This is a genomic window from Luteimicrobium sp. DT211 (genome assembly GCF_049844995.1).
Lineage (GTDB): Bacteria > Actinomycetota > Actinomycetes > Actinomycetales > Cellulomonadaceae > Luteimicrobium.
This window is the reverse complement of record NZ_JBNCMC010000026.1, coordinates 1-508: the sequence shown is the minus strand read 5'-3', so window position 1 is coordinate 508 and position 508 is coordinate 1. Positions and strand designations below refer to the sequence as shown.

The following is a 508-nucleotide window of genomic DNA, read 5'->3' as shown; positions in this document are numbered from 1 at the left end:
GCCCCCGTCACCGACGACTCGTTCAAGGCCGACGTGCTGGAGTCCGACGTCCCCGTCCTGGTCGACTTCTGGGCCGAATGGTGCGGCCCGTGCCGCCAGGTCGCCCCGATCCTCGAGGAGCTCGCGCAGGAGTACGGCGACAAGGTCAAGGTCGTCAAGCTCGACACCGACGCGAACCCCCAGGTCACCGCGGCGTACGGGGTCGTGTCGATCCCGACCCTGAACTTCTACCGCGGCGGCGAGCTCGTCCGTTCCCTCGTCGGCGGCCGCCCCAAGCGCGCCCTCGCCGAGGAGATCGACACCGTCCTCGCGGAGGCCGGCGCGTGAGCGAGGTCGCAACGACGGCGTGGCGGGACGCCGGCCGCAGGCTGTCGACCCTCGATCGGTGGCTCCCGGCGTGGATCGGCCTGGCGATGATCGGCGGGCTGCTCGTCGGGCGGTTCATCCCTGGGATCTCGGACGTGCTGGCCTCGATGGAGGTCGGCGGCATCTCGGTCCCGATCGCCCT

General features: G+C 71.5%; 1 protein-coding gene and 1 pseudogene. Both read left to right on the top strand.

The annotated features are described in order from the left end of the window. Positions 1–327 (top strand): thioredoxin (gene trxA / locus ACLQ14_RS19440; RefSeq protein ID WP_425816103.1); only part of this gene is annotated, 327 nt, incomplete at its 5' end. Beyond that, positions 324–508: pseudogene (locus ACLQ14_RS19435) on the top strand (ACR3 family arsenite efflux transporter); the annotation flags it as partial. The gene trxA and the pseudogene ACLQ14_RS19435, both read left to right, overlap by 4 nt.